Raw genomic sequence first — 13,157 nt, 5'->3', positions numbered from 1 at the left:
TCAGTCGGTCTCGGCCTCGGGGGTCGTCATCTCGATGTCCTCGTCGCTCTGCTCGATCTGGGCCATCGCGCGGTCGGCGTCGGCGTAGTACTCGTTTATCATCGCCGTGAACCGGCGGTAGTCCGTGATCTCTTTCTCCCAGAGGTACTCCAGGAACCGTCGGCGGTTCCGGAGTTCGGTCAGCATCTCTTGCTGGCTCCAGCCGCGTTCGTCGCGTATATCGTCGAGTATCTCCGAGCCCGAGGAGGTGAACGTGTCGTCGGTGGCGTTCCAGGTGAACGCGGTCGAGTAGTCGAGTTCGCCGGTCCGCTGGTCGATGCCCTCTATCTCGGCGATGGTCTTGTTCCGGCGGACGCGCTCGCCGTCGAGACGGGTCAGCGTCTGCACGCAGAGCACGTCGAGGCTCTGGACCATCGACCGCGGGACGTTGATGGGTTCGTTCTCCAGACGGTTGATGACCGTCCGGACGGAGTCGGCGTGCATCGTCGAGTAGGTGGTGTGGCCGGTGTTCATCGCCTGGAACAGCGTGATGGCCTCCTCACCACGGACCTCACCGACGATGATGTACTCCGGGCGGTGGCGCAGTGCCGAGCGCAGGAGATCGTACATCGTCACGTCGGTCCCCTCGTGGAGGCGTTCCCGGGTCACCGAGGAGAGCCAGTTGTCGTGGTACAGCGTGAGTTCGCGGGTGTCCTCGATGGTCAGCACCTTCGACCGCGGCGGGATGAACATCGAGATGGCGTTCATCGAGGTGGTCTTCCCCGATGCCGTCCCGCCGGCGAAGATGAGCGACTTGTTGTTCTCGATGGCGAGCCAGAGGAACGCCATCTGGTCGATGTTGAACGTCCCGTAGTCCAGCAGGTCGATGGGTGTGAACGGCTCTTCGGCGTACTTCCGGATGGTGAACGCCGAGCCACGCGGGGTGACTTCCTCGCCGAGTGCGAGTTCGGCGCGAGAGCCATCAGGGAGCGTGGTCTCGACCATCGGGTCACCGATGGAGATGTGCCGGCCGGAGTGCTGGGCGAGGCGGACGACGAAGTTGTCGAGTTCCTCCGAGCCGAACGAGACGTTCGTCTCGATGTCGGTGTAGTCGTCGTGGTAGACGAACAGCGGGAGGTCGTACCCGTCACACGAGATGTCCTCGACGTGGGGGTCGTGCATCACCGGGTCGAGCTTGCCGTAGCCCCGGAACGCCCGCCAGAGGTAGTACAGGAGCTTGTGGTAGGTCAGCATGTCCACGTCGGCACCGTAGCGCTCGAGGTGTTCGAGCAGGGCGTCGTCGAGTACCTCCTCGTTGTCCATGTCGTCGAGGTCCCGCCGGTACACCAGCGGGTCGCGGATGTCCTCGAACAGGGTCTCCAGCAGGGCGTGTTCGTAGTCGTCCAGTTCCGGTTCGACGACGTGGTAGAGGTGTTCGTTGGCGTCCGGGTCGTGGTTGATGGAGATGAAGGCGTAGGGCGCGTTCACCCAGTACCGGTCTTCCTCGACGTAGTCGTCCAGCCCGTCGAAGGTGACGAGCGGGCCGTGCTTGTCGGGGAAGTACGGTTCCCGGGAGATGGTCGTCCCCCTGAGCATCTGGAGCGTCCGCTTGATGCGGTCGGTGAGCGAGGTCGCGTTGGAGGCCGCCGCGAGGCTCGCGGAGCGGTCGCTCACGCCACGAGACCGCGTATTCGACCGGTTATGTTCTTCGTGTGGCATGATTGCCGGCCGACCGGCGACGAGGGAGCGACCGCCGACGGGGGGACGACCGTACGTTGTCAGCCACGTAAGCGAGGCCGTCACTTAAATCAGGCGGCCAATTCGGTCGGGAGAAGGCCTATGTTCGCTGTGCAAACAGGTTGAGGACAGCGAAGACGAGCAGGAGGAACGTCCCGACGAGGCCGATGGGGACGAACTGCTGGATACCGAGTATCTTCGTGTTCTGCGAGGCGTTGAGCCGAAGGGCCGCCCAGAGGTAGACGCTGGCGAGAGCGAGCATGAGCGCGCCGACCGCGTAGACACCCCGGCCGGGCAGTCTGTCGATGACCTCGTCGACTTCCAGGTACATCAGCAGGCTCACGACGAGCAACAGGACGACGATGCCGACCGCCAGCGTCCAGCCGAAGTGGGCGGCTGCCTGTTCGGGAATCGTCCCGGCGGTCTCGTTGTAGAACCCGAGCGGCGTCTTCAGCGTCGTGCCGTCGATGAAACCGGAGCCGAGGACGTATCTGATACCGAAGAACGGGAACCGCAGGATGACGACGGTGGTCTCCTTGGCGGCGTCACCGACCAGCGACGCACGGCCGTAGGCGACCGACCACGGGAGCAACATCGAGAGCCACGCCGTCAGGACGGCGAATTCCTCGGTGTACTCCGAGTTGATCCAGACCATACTTCGAGGCCCTCCCCGACGGGGATAAAACCTGTCGAAGCGCGTCGACCGCCTCCGGCCTCTCCTACGCATGCGCCTGTCTGGGCGTTACGTTCTTACCTCGTGAGTGCTAAGCCGCCTCCGAGGAATGAGGCGCGATTACTTCACGCTGCAGGTTGGCAACGTCGACTGGGTCGAAGACGACGACGGCACCCCCGAGAAGCCGACGGTAACCATCGAGTTCGAGGGTCCCGTATCGACGCTCCAGGAGCGCCTCACAGGAATCGACGGTGAACCGCTCGACGCCGAGGAGACCGACGTGGCGTTCCGTCTCCAGACGGCACTCGACGAGGACGACCAGGCTCGCGGCGTCGTGAGCGTCACGAACCGGGTGACGGGTGACTTCATCCTCGAGCTCAACGAGGACGCAGATGACGTGCTGCGGTTCATCAGGGCGGCCCGACGCTACGGCGAGTCGGCCGAGACGGAGGGCGAGTACACGGTGAACGTGTCGCTCGAAGGCGAGTCCTTCGTCACGTACGACAAGAGCACCTTCCTCGTCTACAACGAGGACGGCGGCCTGCTGCGGAGTCAGAGCCTGATTCCGAGCGGCGTCGAACTCTAGAAGCCGGTCCACTCCGTCGGCTCCGACCCGAAGCCGACGATACGGAGTTCTCTTCCCTCGGAGCCGGTCCGTGTCTCTACCATCCCGTCGAACAGCTGCCGGACCGTGTTGACGGTCTGTTCGTCGTGTGCGTTGGCGTCGAGCGTGGCGAAGCCGATGGCACCCGCGGCGCTGATGCGGCCGGTGAGGATGTGGAGGAAGCGGAACACCGTCTTCACGTCGGCGTACATCAGGAGCTGTGAGACCGAGTCCAGTGCGACACGGGTCTGCTGGTCCTGTCGTGCGAAGTCCTCGAGCAGTCGCGAGGAGGACATCCCGATGCCGGTGAACTCGCCGGGCGAGGAGACGAACCGGTTCAGGTCGTGTTCGGCGGGTTCGACACCGCGCTCTTTGGAGACGCAGTCGACGATACCGAGCGGCGGCGTGTCGGCGTCTGCCATCCCGATCTGGCCGCGGACCGTCCCGGCGTCGTTCTGTGTCGTGACCACGAGTGCGGCGTCACCAGCACGAAGGCCGTCCGCCAGCAGGCCACAGAGGAGGTCGTACTTCCCGGACATCGCTGGTCCGGTGACGAGCACGTTCGTCCCGGGTCGAAGCTCCGCCACCGGAAGCGTGTCGCTCACGTCGTACATGCTCCTCTGTCCCCCTGCGACACTGGCGCTAGCCGAGGCATCGCCCCGAGGTTCGACGTACTCGTGCTTAAATGCAGGGTTGTCTCTCGTCTCGGATGCCAACACATACGTATCGCCCCACAGAATCCACCGCCATGACACTGTTCGGGACTGCAGGTATTCGTGGGCCAGTCGCCGATGTCGTGACACCGGAACTGGCGCTGGCGGTCGGTCGCGCGGCCGGACTCGACGGCGAGACGTTCGTGGTCGGCCGAGATGGTCGTGAGACGGGACCGGCGCTCGCCGCCGCGATGGAGGCCGGACTGGAGAGTTCGGGTGCGACCGTTGCCCGTGTCGGTCAGCTCCCGACCCCAGCACTGGCGTTCGCCTCACAGGGACGACGGGGCGTCATGATAACCGCCAGCCACAACCCACCTGCGGACAACGGCATCAAGATGTTCGCCGATGGCGTCGAGTACGACCGGGATGCCGAGACACGACTCGAGAACCGTGTCGAGGGCGAGACACCGGCCGTCGCGTGGGACGAGTGGGGTGACGGTCACCGCGAGGCCGTTCTCGACGAGTACCAGGCAGCAGTCACCGAGTACGCCGGTGACCTCGGCGGTCGCAGGGCGGACCCCCTGGCAGGGCGACGCATCGTCGTGGACTGCGGGACCGGGATGGCGAGTCTCGCGACGCCCCAGGTACTCGAACGGCTCGGAGCTGAAGTCGTCGCGCTCAACGCGAACGTCGACGGGCACTTCCCGGCACGAGAGTCGAAGCCGACGCCCGAGACGCTGACCGACCTCGTCGCCTTCCTCGAAGACGGTGACTTCGACCTCGGCATCGCCCACGACGGCGACGCCGACCGCATCGTCATCGCGACGCCCGACGGCGAGATCGTCCACGAGGACACCGTCCTCGCGATGCTCGCCGGGCACTACACCCGGAAATCGGACGCCGATGACCCGGTCGTGGTGACGACCCCCAACGCCTCGGCCCGCATCGACGAACAGGTCGAGGCGGCCGGCGGGCGCGTCGAGCGGGTCAGACTCGGGGCGCTGCACGAAGGCATCGCACGCGAACTCGAGGCTGGCACCGAGGAGACGAGCGTCGTCTTCGCCGCCGAACCGTGGAAGCACATCCACACCGCCTTCGGCGGCTGGATAGACGGCGTGGTCAGCGCTGCGGTCATCTCCCGGCTCGTCGCCGAACACGACGGGCTCGACGCCCTTCGTTCCCCCATCACGGAGCGACCGTACCGGAAGGTCAGCGTCGACTGTCCCGACGACGCCAAGGCCGGGACGATGGAGCGACTGGCGACCACGCTTCCCGAGACGTTCCCCGAGGGTGACGTCGACACCGACTATGGCGTCCGTATCGACCGTCCCGACGGGTCGTGGGTGCTCGTTCGCCCCAGTGGAACCGAACCGTACGTCCGGGTGTACGCCGAGAGCGAGGACGTCGACGCGCTGGTCGAGACCGCGGTCGACACCGTCGAAGCAGCCGTCACCGATGTCCAGTAATCGGACGAATAACTGACCGGAACACCAGACTATTGTCGTTTTCCTTAACGAATAGCGTGCCCGACGTATGTGATTCGTCCCCTTGCAAGGTCATGGCATCCCACTGTATATATTTCTCACCGAAATTCCGTACCACCAGTATTATTCCATACTAATAAAATCTAAATATTTCGTGCGTGAGTGTGTGTGCCCGGGGGCGGTCCGACGGGTTTAAATCACGGTCGTTCATGGTACAACGACATATGAAGGGTGACAGACGAACGTTTTTGAAGAGTGCAGGTGTGGCAGGCACCATCGCACTTGCGGGATGTATCAGCAGCACTGACGATTCTGGCTCGACGAGTACACCGACCGAAGAGTCCACGGACGCCTCCGGTGGCGAGACCGACACGCAAACCGAGGAGCAGTCCACCTCAACCGGCGAGGTCGCGGCAAACGTCGGGATGGTGTACGCGACGGGTGGCCTCGGCGACAAGTCGTTCAACGACATGGCACAGCTCGGCGCAATCCAGGCCAAAGAGGAACTCGGCATCGCCTTCGACGAGGCCCAGCCGGAGACGAACTCCGACTTCAAGCCGGCCCAGCGCCAGTTCGCCCAGGAGACCGACCCGAACTACGACCTGATCAGCTGTATCGGGTTCGCCCAGACGGACGCGCTCAAGGAGAACGCGAGTCGCTACTCCGACCAGCACTTCATGCTGGTCGACTCCGTCGTCGAGGCGGAGAACGTCGCGAACTACGTGTTCAAGGAGCACGAAGGCTCGTTCCAGGTCGGGCACCTGGCAGGCCTCCTCACGTCGCAGTCGTTCTCCACCGCCCAGGCGGAGACCAGCGGTGACTCCACGACGCTCGGCTTCGTCGGTGGCGTGAAGGCCCCACTCATCGAGAAGTTCCAGGCCGGCTTCGAGGCCGGTGCGAAGTACGCCAACAGCGACATCGAGGTCCAGAGCTCCTACATCGGCTCGTTCAACGACCCGACGGCCGGGAAGGAAGCCGCCGCCTCGATGTACGACGCCGGTGCGGACATCGTCTACCACGCCTCCGGTGCGACCGGTCTCGGCGTGTTCCAGGCCGCAAAGGAGAAGGGCAAGTTCGCCATCGGCGTCGACGCCGACCAGTCGCGCAGTGACCCCGACTTCAAGGAGTACATCCTCGCGAGCATGGTCAAGCGCGTGAACACGGCCGTCTTCGAGGCCATCGAGTCCGAGGTCAATGGCGAGTTCCAGGGTGGCAGCGTCATCACGCTCGGTCTCGAGCGCAACGGTGTCGAGTGCGTCTACGGCCAGACCCTCGGCTCCGAGATCCCGCAGTCCATCAAGGACAAGATCTCCCAGTCCCGCGAGGACATCATCAACGGAGACATCTCGGTCCCACAAACACCGTAGATAGGTGGTGCCACAATGGGCCACGACGGGGGGGATAAGAGATGACTGACGCTATTCGCCTCGAAGGTATCACGAAGCGGTTCCCGGGCGTTATCGCCAACGACAACGTCAACCTCACCGTCGAGAAGGGCAGCGTGCACGCCCTGCTCGGCGAGAACGGGGCCGGGAAGACGACGCTGATGAACGTCCTCTATGGCCTGCTAGAGCCGAACGAGGGTGACATCTACGTCGACGGTGAGAAACGAGCGTTCGACTCACCGCGTGATGCCATCGACGCCGGTATCGGGATGATCCACCAGCACTTCATGCTGGTCGACCCGATGACGATAACCGAGAACATCGTCCTCGGGAACGAGCCCCGGAAGTACTTCGACCTCGTCGTCGACAAGGACCGGGCGAGACAGGAGGTCCGCGAGCTCAGCCAGCGGTACGGTTTCGACGTGGATCCCACCGCGACCGTCGAGGACGTCAGCGTCGGCGTGCAACAGCGCGTCGAGATCCTGAAGGCGCTGTACCGCGGCGCAGACACGCTCATCCTCGACGAGCCGACGGCCGTGCTGACGCCCCAGGAGGTCGAGGACCTGTTCGCCGTCATCGACGAACTGACCGACCAGGGCAAGACGGTCATCTTCATCACGCACAAACTCGGCGAGGCGATGCACTCGGCCGACGACATCACCGTCCTCCGGGACGGCAAGACCATCGCGACGATGTCCGCCGACGGCGTGACGCGGGAGGAACTCGCCGAGAAGATGGTGGGCAGAGAGGTGCTCCTCGAAGTGGACGCACCCGACCAGGAGCCCGGGGCGACCGGACTCGAGGTCGAGACGCTCACCGTCACGGACGACGAGAACATCGACGTCGTCAACGACGTCTCCTTCCAGGTCCGCGAGGGCGAGATATTCGGCATCGCGGGCGTCGACGGCAACGGCCAGGCAGAACTCGTCGAGGCCGTCACCGGCCTGCGACTCCCCTCGGAAGGACGCATCCACGTCGAAGGCGAGGACATCACCGACAAGACCCGCCGTGAGCGCATCGACGACGGGATGGCCTACATCCCCGAAGACCGCCACGAGCGCGGGCTGGTGATGGACTTCGACCTCGTCGAGAACGGCCTGCTCGGGAGCCAACACAGCGCGCCCTACGCCGAGAACGGCCGCATCGACTGGGAGAGGGTTCGCAACCACGCGGAAGACATCATCGAGAAGTACGACGTCCGTCCCCCGAACCCGGACGCCGAAGCACACTCGCTCTCCGGCGGGAACCAGCAGAAGTTCATCGTCGGCCGCGAGTTCGCCCGCGACCCGCGGGTCGTCGTCGCCACGCACCCGACGCGGGGTGTCGACATCGGCTCGACGGAGTTCATCCACGAGCAGATCCTCGAACTCCGCAAACAGGGGCGCGCTATCCTGCTGGTCTCGTCGAAGCTCGACGAGGTCCGCCAGCTATCCGACAGACTCGGTGTGATGTACGAAGGAGAGATCATGGACGTCGTCGACCCGGACGAAGCGACAGAAGAAGACATCGGCCTCTTGATGGCCGGCGAACAGCCAGAGGGACTGGAGACGGTCCGGGCCGAGGAGGGACGATGACTCGCATCCGCGACGTTCTCGACCGGTTCGCCGCCATCTCCGGTGCGGAACGACTGTTCATCAGCGCCGCCGCGCTGGTGCTCTCCATCGTGGTCGGCGGCTTCCTCGTGTTCTTCTCGGGCCTGGCGGCGTCGTGCCAGCAGGCCACCCAGTTCCACCTCGCGATTCCGCTCCCCGGTGCGTTCGAGATACTCCTGTTCGACGGGAGCATCTCGCTGTTCGGCGCGACCGCGTGTTACGACCCCATCAACGTCTACGGGAAGCTGTTCATCGGAGCCATCGGTGGCTTCCCGTGGGAGCCGGGCTGGTCGGCGACGAACTTCTCGATGGAGGTCCTCCTCCAGCGAGCCACGCTGTTGCTGTTCACCGGCCTCTCCGTCGCCGTCGCGTTCCGCGCCGGCATGTTCAACATCGGGACCCAGGGCCAGCTCATCTTCGGGGCGCTCGCCTCGGCGGTGGTCCTCATCGCAGCCGGCGACGTCGTCCCCGGCGGTCTCGCCGGGACGGTCGTCCTCGTCCCGCTCGGACTCCTCACTGGCGCGATCTTCGGCGGTATCTGGGGTGCGATTCCCGGCGCGCTGAAGGCGTACGCGGAGGCGAACGAGGTCATCACGACCATCATGCTGAACTTCGTCGCGCTGTACCTCGCGACCCTGCTCACGAAGGAGTTCTTCCAGGACCCCGGCGCAGGCATCACGCAGACGCGGTCGGTTCCCCAGAACGCGTTCTTCCCGAGCCTCCCGTTCGGGTTCACCGAGGGGACCTTCTCGATGCTGGTGTTCTTCTTCGCACTCGCCCTTGCAGCCGGCGTGTACGTCCTGCTCTGGCGGACCTCGTTCGGCTTCGACGTCCGGACGAGCGGCCTCCAGCCGGAAGCCGCGACCTACGGCGGCGTCGATGCCGAACGGACGATGGTCGCCAGTATGGCGCTCTCCGGTGCCCTCGGTGGCATCGCCGGTGCTGCCTGGGTACTCACCTCGACGGGTCGCTTCCTGAGTTCGGTGCCGTCGCTCGGCTTCGACGGCATCACGGTCTCCGTGCTCGCCGGGAACAACCCGGTCGGCGTCGTCTTCAGCTCGCTGCTGTTCGGCGTCCTGAAGAGCGGAGGCAACGCGCTCAACTTCGAGACGGACGTGCCGCCGGAACTGACGGCGGTCCTCTCCGGACTCATCATCCTGTTCGTCGCCATGCCGGAGTTCTTCCGGATGATCGGCCAGCGGTTCCCGGACTTCGGGGCGACGGACGACACTGCTGCCGTCGCGACCGACGGAGGTGAGGACGATGGCTGAGACACTCGGCGAGACCGTCGAGGAGCTCGGCACCCGGCGGCTGGCCGCCTACGTGACGGCCGCGCTGCTCGCCGTCCTCGCCCTGTGGGGTATCGTCGCACCGCAGTCGACCGCGGGCAAGATATTCTCGACGGCGGTCAGCCAGAGCACCATCGAGTCGTCGCTCCGGCTCGCGGTGCCCATCGCGCTCACCGCCGTCGGCGGTATCTACGCCGAGAAGAGCGGTGTCATCAACATCGGGCTCGAAGGACTGCTCATCGTCTCCGCGTTCGTGAGCGTCCTCGTCACCGAGCGCCTCGGTGCCGGTGGCTCGACCGGCCTCCCGCCGGTCATCAACCTCGACATGGGTGGCACCATCTACCACCTCGACCCCGGCTACCAGGTTCTCGTCCCGAACATCTGGGTCGGGTTCCTCGCCGGCGTACTCACCAGCGTGCTGTTCGCGCTGCTGTTCGGCATCATCTGCATCGAGTTCGAGGCGGACCAGATCATCGCCGGTCTGGCGGTCTGGCTGGTGGCGCTCGGGCTCGCCCCCTTCGCCGCCAAGGTGTTCTACAACCGTCCCTCGACCCCGCAGGTCGGGACGGTCGGTACCTGGTCGATTCCGTTGCTCTCGGACATCCCGTTCATCGGGCCCATCTTCTTCGAGGCGAGTCCGATGGTGTTCATGATGCTCATCGCGGTCCCCGGGTCGTGGTACGTCATGAACCGGACGAGCTTCGGGTACTGGGTCCGCGCCAGCGGTGAGAACCCGAAGGCACTGGACACGGTTGGTGTCAACGTCCACCGCGTCCGCTACGCGGCAGTCCTGCTCTCGGGGTTCTTCGCCGGTATCGGCGGCACCGCGCTGTCGGTCGGGAACATCGGGCAGTTCTCCGGCGCTGGCCAGACCATGGTCGATGGCCGTGGCTTCATCGCCATCGCCGCCTACCTGTTCGGGAACTACAACCCCATCGGGGCGTTCGGCGCGTCGTACCTGTTCTCCAGCCTGCAGGCGATTCAACTCCGGCTGCAGGGGGTCCAGATCGACATCCCGACGGAGATCTTCCTCATGCTTCCGTACGTGGTCGTCGTCGTCGTGCTCGTGCTGGTCGGCAAGACCCGCACGCCCGCGGCAGCTGGCGAACACTACGACTCGAACGAGGACTGACCTTCGCGAGCCCGATTACGCTTCTTCCGTGGCCGTTTTGGCCCGGTGCGCCATCGTCGCTTTGAGCGCCAGCAGGACGAACACGAGCCCTTCGATGCGGGCAGCCTTGACGACCCACGGCCTGACTTCGAACTCCTCGGGGGTGGTGTACGCCAGGCGCGTCCAGAAGTTCGTGAACCGCTTCGGGAACAGGAACTCCAGCAGGCCGAACACGAGCATGACCGTTCGGAACATACTCGACAGTACGGGGCCCGGACGGAAGAGTCGATATTCACCCTGCTGAACGAATCACCGCGGTGAACAACCTGTCTCGGTGGGTACTTGGGACCGGTCGTCGTACGTGGTTCTATGGACGACGACGCCCTCATCGCCGCCGCTCGCGAGATGCTCGACCGAGCCTACGCGCCGTACTCGGAGTACACCGTTGGCGCGGCCATCGAGACCGCCGACGGCACCGTCTACACCGGCTGCAACATCGAGAACGCGAACTACTCGAACAGCCTGCACGCAGAGGAGGTCGCCATCTCGCAGGCCATCAAAGAGGGCCACACCGAATTCGTCAAGATCGCAGTGACCTCGGGCAAGCGCGACGGCGTCACCCCCTGTGGGATGTGTCGGCAGACGCTCGCGGAGTTCTGTGACGACGACTTCGTCGTGCTCTGCGACGAGGAAGACGGCTACGCCGCCTACGAACTCGGCACCCTCCTCCCGGACACTATCACCGCCGAGATGGTCGCCCGCGACGGCGAGTGAACGACCCGAGTGGACAGACCTATTTTCTTGCCCGCGTAACGCGATTGCATGACTGGCGACAGCGAAGACCCCAACGCCGACGTGCAGTATCACATCGAGGTCGGCCCCGAGGACGTGGCCGACACGGTGTTGCTGCCCGGCAACCCCGAGCGAGTCGACAAGATAACCGAGCTCTGGGACGGCCACGAGGAGCGCGCCTACCACCGCGAGTACCGGACTGCGACAGGGACCTACGACGGGACACCCATCTCGGTCACCTCCACCGGCATCGGCTCTCCATCTGCGGCCATCGCGGTCGAGGAACTCGCTCGTGTCGGCGTGGACACGTTCATCCGCGTCGGCTCCTGTGGCGCGATTCAGCCTGACATGGAGGTCGGCGACCTCGTCATCACGACCGGCGGCGTCCGCCAGGAGGGGACGAGCAAGGAGTACGTCCGCGAGGACTACCCCGCGACCGCCGATTTCGAGGTCGTGAGCGCACTCATCGCCGCCGCCGAGCGCCTCGGTTACGACTACCACACCGGCATCACGATGTCTGCTGACTCCTTCTACGCCGGGCAGGGGCGACCCGGCTTCGAGGACTTCCAGGCTGCCGGTGGGGAGGAGCTGGTCGAGAACCTCAAGGAGGCCAACGTGAAGAACATCGAGATGGAGGCCGCCGCCATCATGACCATCGCGAACGTCTACGGTCTGCGCGCCGGCGCGGTCTGCTCGGTGTACGCCAACCGCATCACCGGTGAGTTCCGGACCGAGGGCGAGTCCCGTGCCTCGGAGTGTGCGTCGCTCGCGACGAAGCTGCTCGCGAAGATGGACGAGAAGAAGGCAGAAGCTGGTGTCGACCGCTGGCACGCCGGGCTCTCGCTGGACTGAGTTTGGCGAACAGGCGACGAACCTCACTATTCTCGCGCGGAGGGTCGTCGCACACCCGCCGTGTTCCCCGCGCGGCTTCGTTCAGGACACGACGGGTTTCGGTCCGTTCTGGTACTTCAACGCTGGGCCCCACCGTCAGGGGGGTCGATTACGGTCGCAGGACGCCATATGTGACGTATGGATCTCCAGCCGGTCGTCGAACGGGCGAAACTGGTCAAGCACGTCTTCAGCGAGAAGAACGTGACCTTCCTCGCCGGCAGCATCGCCTACAGCGCGTTCGTCTCACTCGTCCCGTTGCTCCTGTTCTTCTTCCTCGCGGTCTCCGTGTTCGGAGCGACAGAACTCCAGGACCGGATCGTCGAGGTCACCACCAGTAGCGTCTCCCCGGCGGTGGGCGGCGTCATCGAGGTGATGATAGAACAACAGCGTAGCGCCGGGGCGGGCTCGACCGTCGGCGCGTCCGTCATCGGGGTGCTCGCGCTCGTCTGGGGTGCCATCAAGGTGTTCCGCGGCATCGACACCGCCTTCTCGGCCGTCTACGAGACGACCGGGAGGGAGACGTTCGTCGGCCAGCTGCAAAAGAGCCTGTTGATGCTCGTGACCCTCACGCTGGGGGTCGTCGCGATGGTCGGTGCGACCAGCGTGGTCGCGTTCTTCTCGTTCGTCCCGTTCCTCTGGGCCCTGGTGCCCCTGATACTGGTCGTCGGTCTCGTCGTCGCGTTCTTCCCGATGTACTACCTGTTCCCGGACGTCGAGACCGAGCCACGTGACGTCTTGCCCGGGACGCTCGTCGCGGCCGTCGGGTGGACGCTGCTCCAGGTGCTCTTCCAGGTCTACGCCTCCCTGAGCGGGGAGGATGGCAACCTCATCGCGAGTATCCTGCTGCTGGTCACCTGGCTCTACTTCTGTGGGGTCGTCCTGTTGCTCGGCGCTGTCGTGAACGCGGTCGAACTGGACCGTTCGAGTACCGAACCGGGAACGGCTGGCGGGGGCTGACCGCCCGCCG

At 64.9% G+C, this 13,157-nt stretch carries 13 protein-coding genes; 9 read left to right on the top strand and 4 right to left on the bottom strand.

Annotated elements, in window-relative coordinates; genetic code table 11:
• Both ACSC1S_RS10690 and ACSC1S_RS10685 read right to left on the bottom strand, forming a co-directional pair.
• A complete protein-coding gene (locus ACSC1S_RS10690) occupies window positions 1-1,698 on the bottom strand; it encodes a type II/IV secretion system ATPase subunit (protein ID WP_435364278.1) in 1,698 nt (565 codons plus the stop codon).
• A gap of 118 nt (window positions 1,699-1,816) precedes the next feature.
• Entirely contained in the window at window positions 1,817-2,371 is a 555-nt protein-coding gene (locus tag ACSC1S_RS10685; protein ID WP_435364277.1) for a DUF7549 family protein, read from the bottom strand.
• A gap of 127 nt (window positions 2,372-2,498) precedes the next feature.
• Between ACSC1S_RS10685 and ACSC1S_RS10680 the strand changes: the two genes are divergently transcribed.
• On the top strand, window positions 2,499-2,975 hold the full coding sequence (locus ACSC1S_RS10680; protein WP_435364276.1) for a DUF5793 family protein: 477 nt from the start codon (window positions 2,499-2,501) through the stop codon (window positions 2,973-2,975).
• On the opposite strand, the gene ACSC1S_RS10675 is transcribed toward ACSC1S_RS10680, so the two are convergent.
• On the bottom strand, window positions 2,972-3,607 hold the full coding sequence (locus ACSC1S_RS10675; protein ID WP_435364275.1) for an RAD55 family ATPase: 636 nt from the start codon (window positions 3,605-3,607) through the stop codon (window positions 2,972-2,974). The two genes, ACSC1S_RS10680 and ACSC1S_RS10675, sit on opposite strands and share 4 nt — an antisense overlap.
• 134 nt (window positions 3,608-3,741) lie before the next feature.
• Between ACSC1S_RS10675 and ACSC1S_RS10670 the strand changes: the two genes are divergently transcribed.
• From ACSC1S_RS10670 to ACSC1S_RS10650, 5 genes are all read left to right on the top strand, one after another.
• Entirely contained in the window at window positions 3,742-5,112 is a 1,371-nt protein-coding gene (locus ACSC1S_RS10670; RefSeq protein WP_435364274.1) for a phosphopentomutase/phosphoglucosamine mutase, read from the top strand.
• A 242-nt stretch (window positions 5,113-5,354) separates the two neighbouring features.
• Window positions 5,355-6,497: a BMP family lipoprotein gene (locus ACSC1S_RS10665; RefSeq protein WP_435364273.1), complete on the top strand. Its 1,143-nt coding sequence runs from the start codon at window positions 5,355-5,357 to the stop codon at window positions 6,495-6,497.
• 41 nt (window positions 6,498-6,538) lie between these two features.
• Entirely contained in the window at window positions 6,539-8,089 is a 1,551-nt protein-coding gene (locus ACSC1S_RS10660; protein WP_435364272.1) for an ABC transporter ATP-binding protein, read from the top strand.
• Window positions 8,086-9,378 carry an ABC transporter permease gene (locus ACSC1S_RS10655; protein WP_435364271.1) on the top strand — a complete coding sequence of 431 codons (1,293 nt, stop codon included), beginning with the start codon at window positions 8,086-8,088 and terminating at the stop codon, window positions 9,376-9,378. Before ACSC1S_RS10660 ends, ACSC1S_RS10655 begins: the two co-directional genes overlap by 4 nt.
• Window positions 9,371-10,528, top strand: coding sequence for an ABC transporter permease (locus tag ACSC1S_RS10650; protein WP_435364270.1), 1,158 nt, complete (start codon window positions 9,371-9,373; stop codon window positions 10,526-10,528). The genes ACSC1S_RS10655 and ACSC1S_RS10650 overlap by 8 nt, the downstream gene beginning before the upstream one ends.
• A 15-nt stretch (window positions 10,529-10,543) precedes the next feature.
• Here ACSC1S_RS10650 and ACSC1S_RS10645 read toward each other — a convergent pair whose 3' ends face one another.
• On the bottom strand, window positions 10,544-10,762 hold the full coding sequence (locus ACSC1S_RS10645) for a hypothetical protein (protein ID WP_435364269.1): 219 nt from the start codon (window positions 10,760-10,762) through the stop codon (window positions 10,544-10,546).
• A gap of 114 nt (window positions 10,763-10,876) precedes the next feature.
• Here ACSC1S_RS10645 and cdd point away from each other — a divergent pair, with 114 nt between their 5' ends.
• The 3 genes from cdd (at window position 10,877) to ACSC1S_RS10630 (ending at window position 13,147) form a co-directional block, all read left to right on the top strand.
• The gene (cdd, locus tag ACSC1S_RS10640; protein ID WP_261651827.1) at window positions 10,877-11,281 is read left to right on the top strand and encodes a cytidine deaminase; all 405 of its coding nucleotides are present in this window, start codon (window positions 10,877-10,879) and stop codon (window positions 11,279-11,281) included.
• Between the two features lie 48 nt (window positions 11,282-11,329).
• Complete coding sequence (locus ACSC1S_RS10635; protein WP_435364268.1) at window positions 11,330-12,151, top strand: nucleoside phosphorylase; 822 nt, start codon at window positions 11,330-11,332, stop codon at window positions 12,149-12,151.
• Between the two features lie 177 nt (window positions 12,152-12,328).
• The gene (locus ACSC1S_RS10630) at window positions 12,329-13,147 is read left to right on the top strand and encodes a YihY/virulence factor BrkB family protein (protein ID WP_435364267.1); all 819 of its coding nucleotides are present in this window, start codon (window positions 12,329-12,331) and stop codon (window positions 13,145-13,147) included.
• Window positions 13,148-13,157 lie beyond the last annotated feature (10 nt).

Origin of the sequence: Haloarchaeobius pelagicus (assembly GCF_051207375.1) — an archaeon.
In the GTDB taxonomy this organism is placed as follows: domain Archaea; phylum Halobacteriota; class Halobacteria; order Halobacteriales; family Natrialbaceae; genus Haloarchaeobius.
The sequence above is the reverse complement of the archived record's forward strand: the minus strand, read 5'-3'. Positions and strand labels throughout refer to the sequence as shown.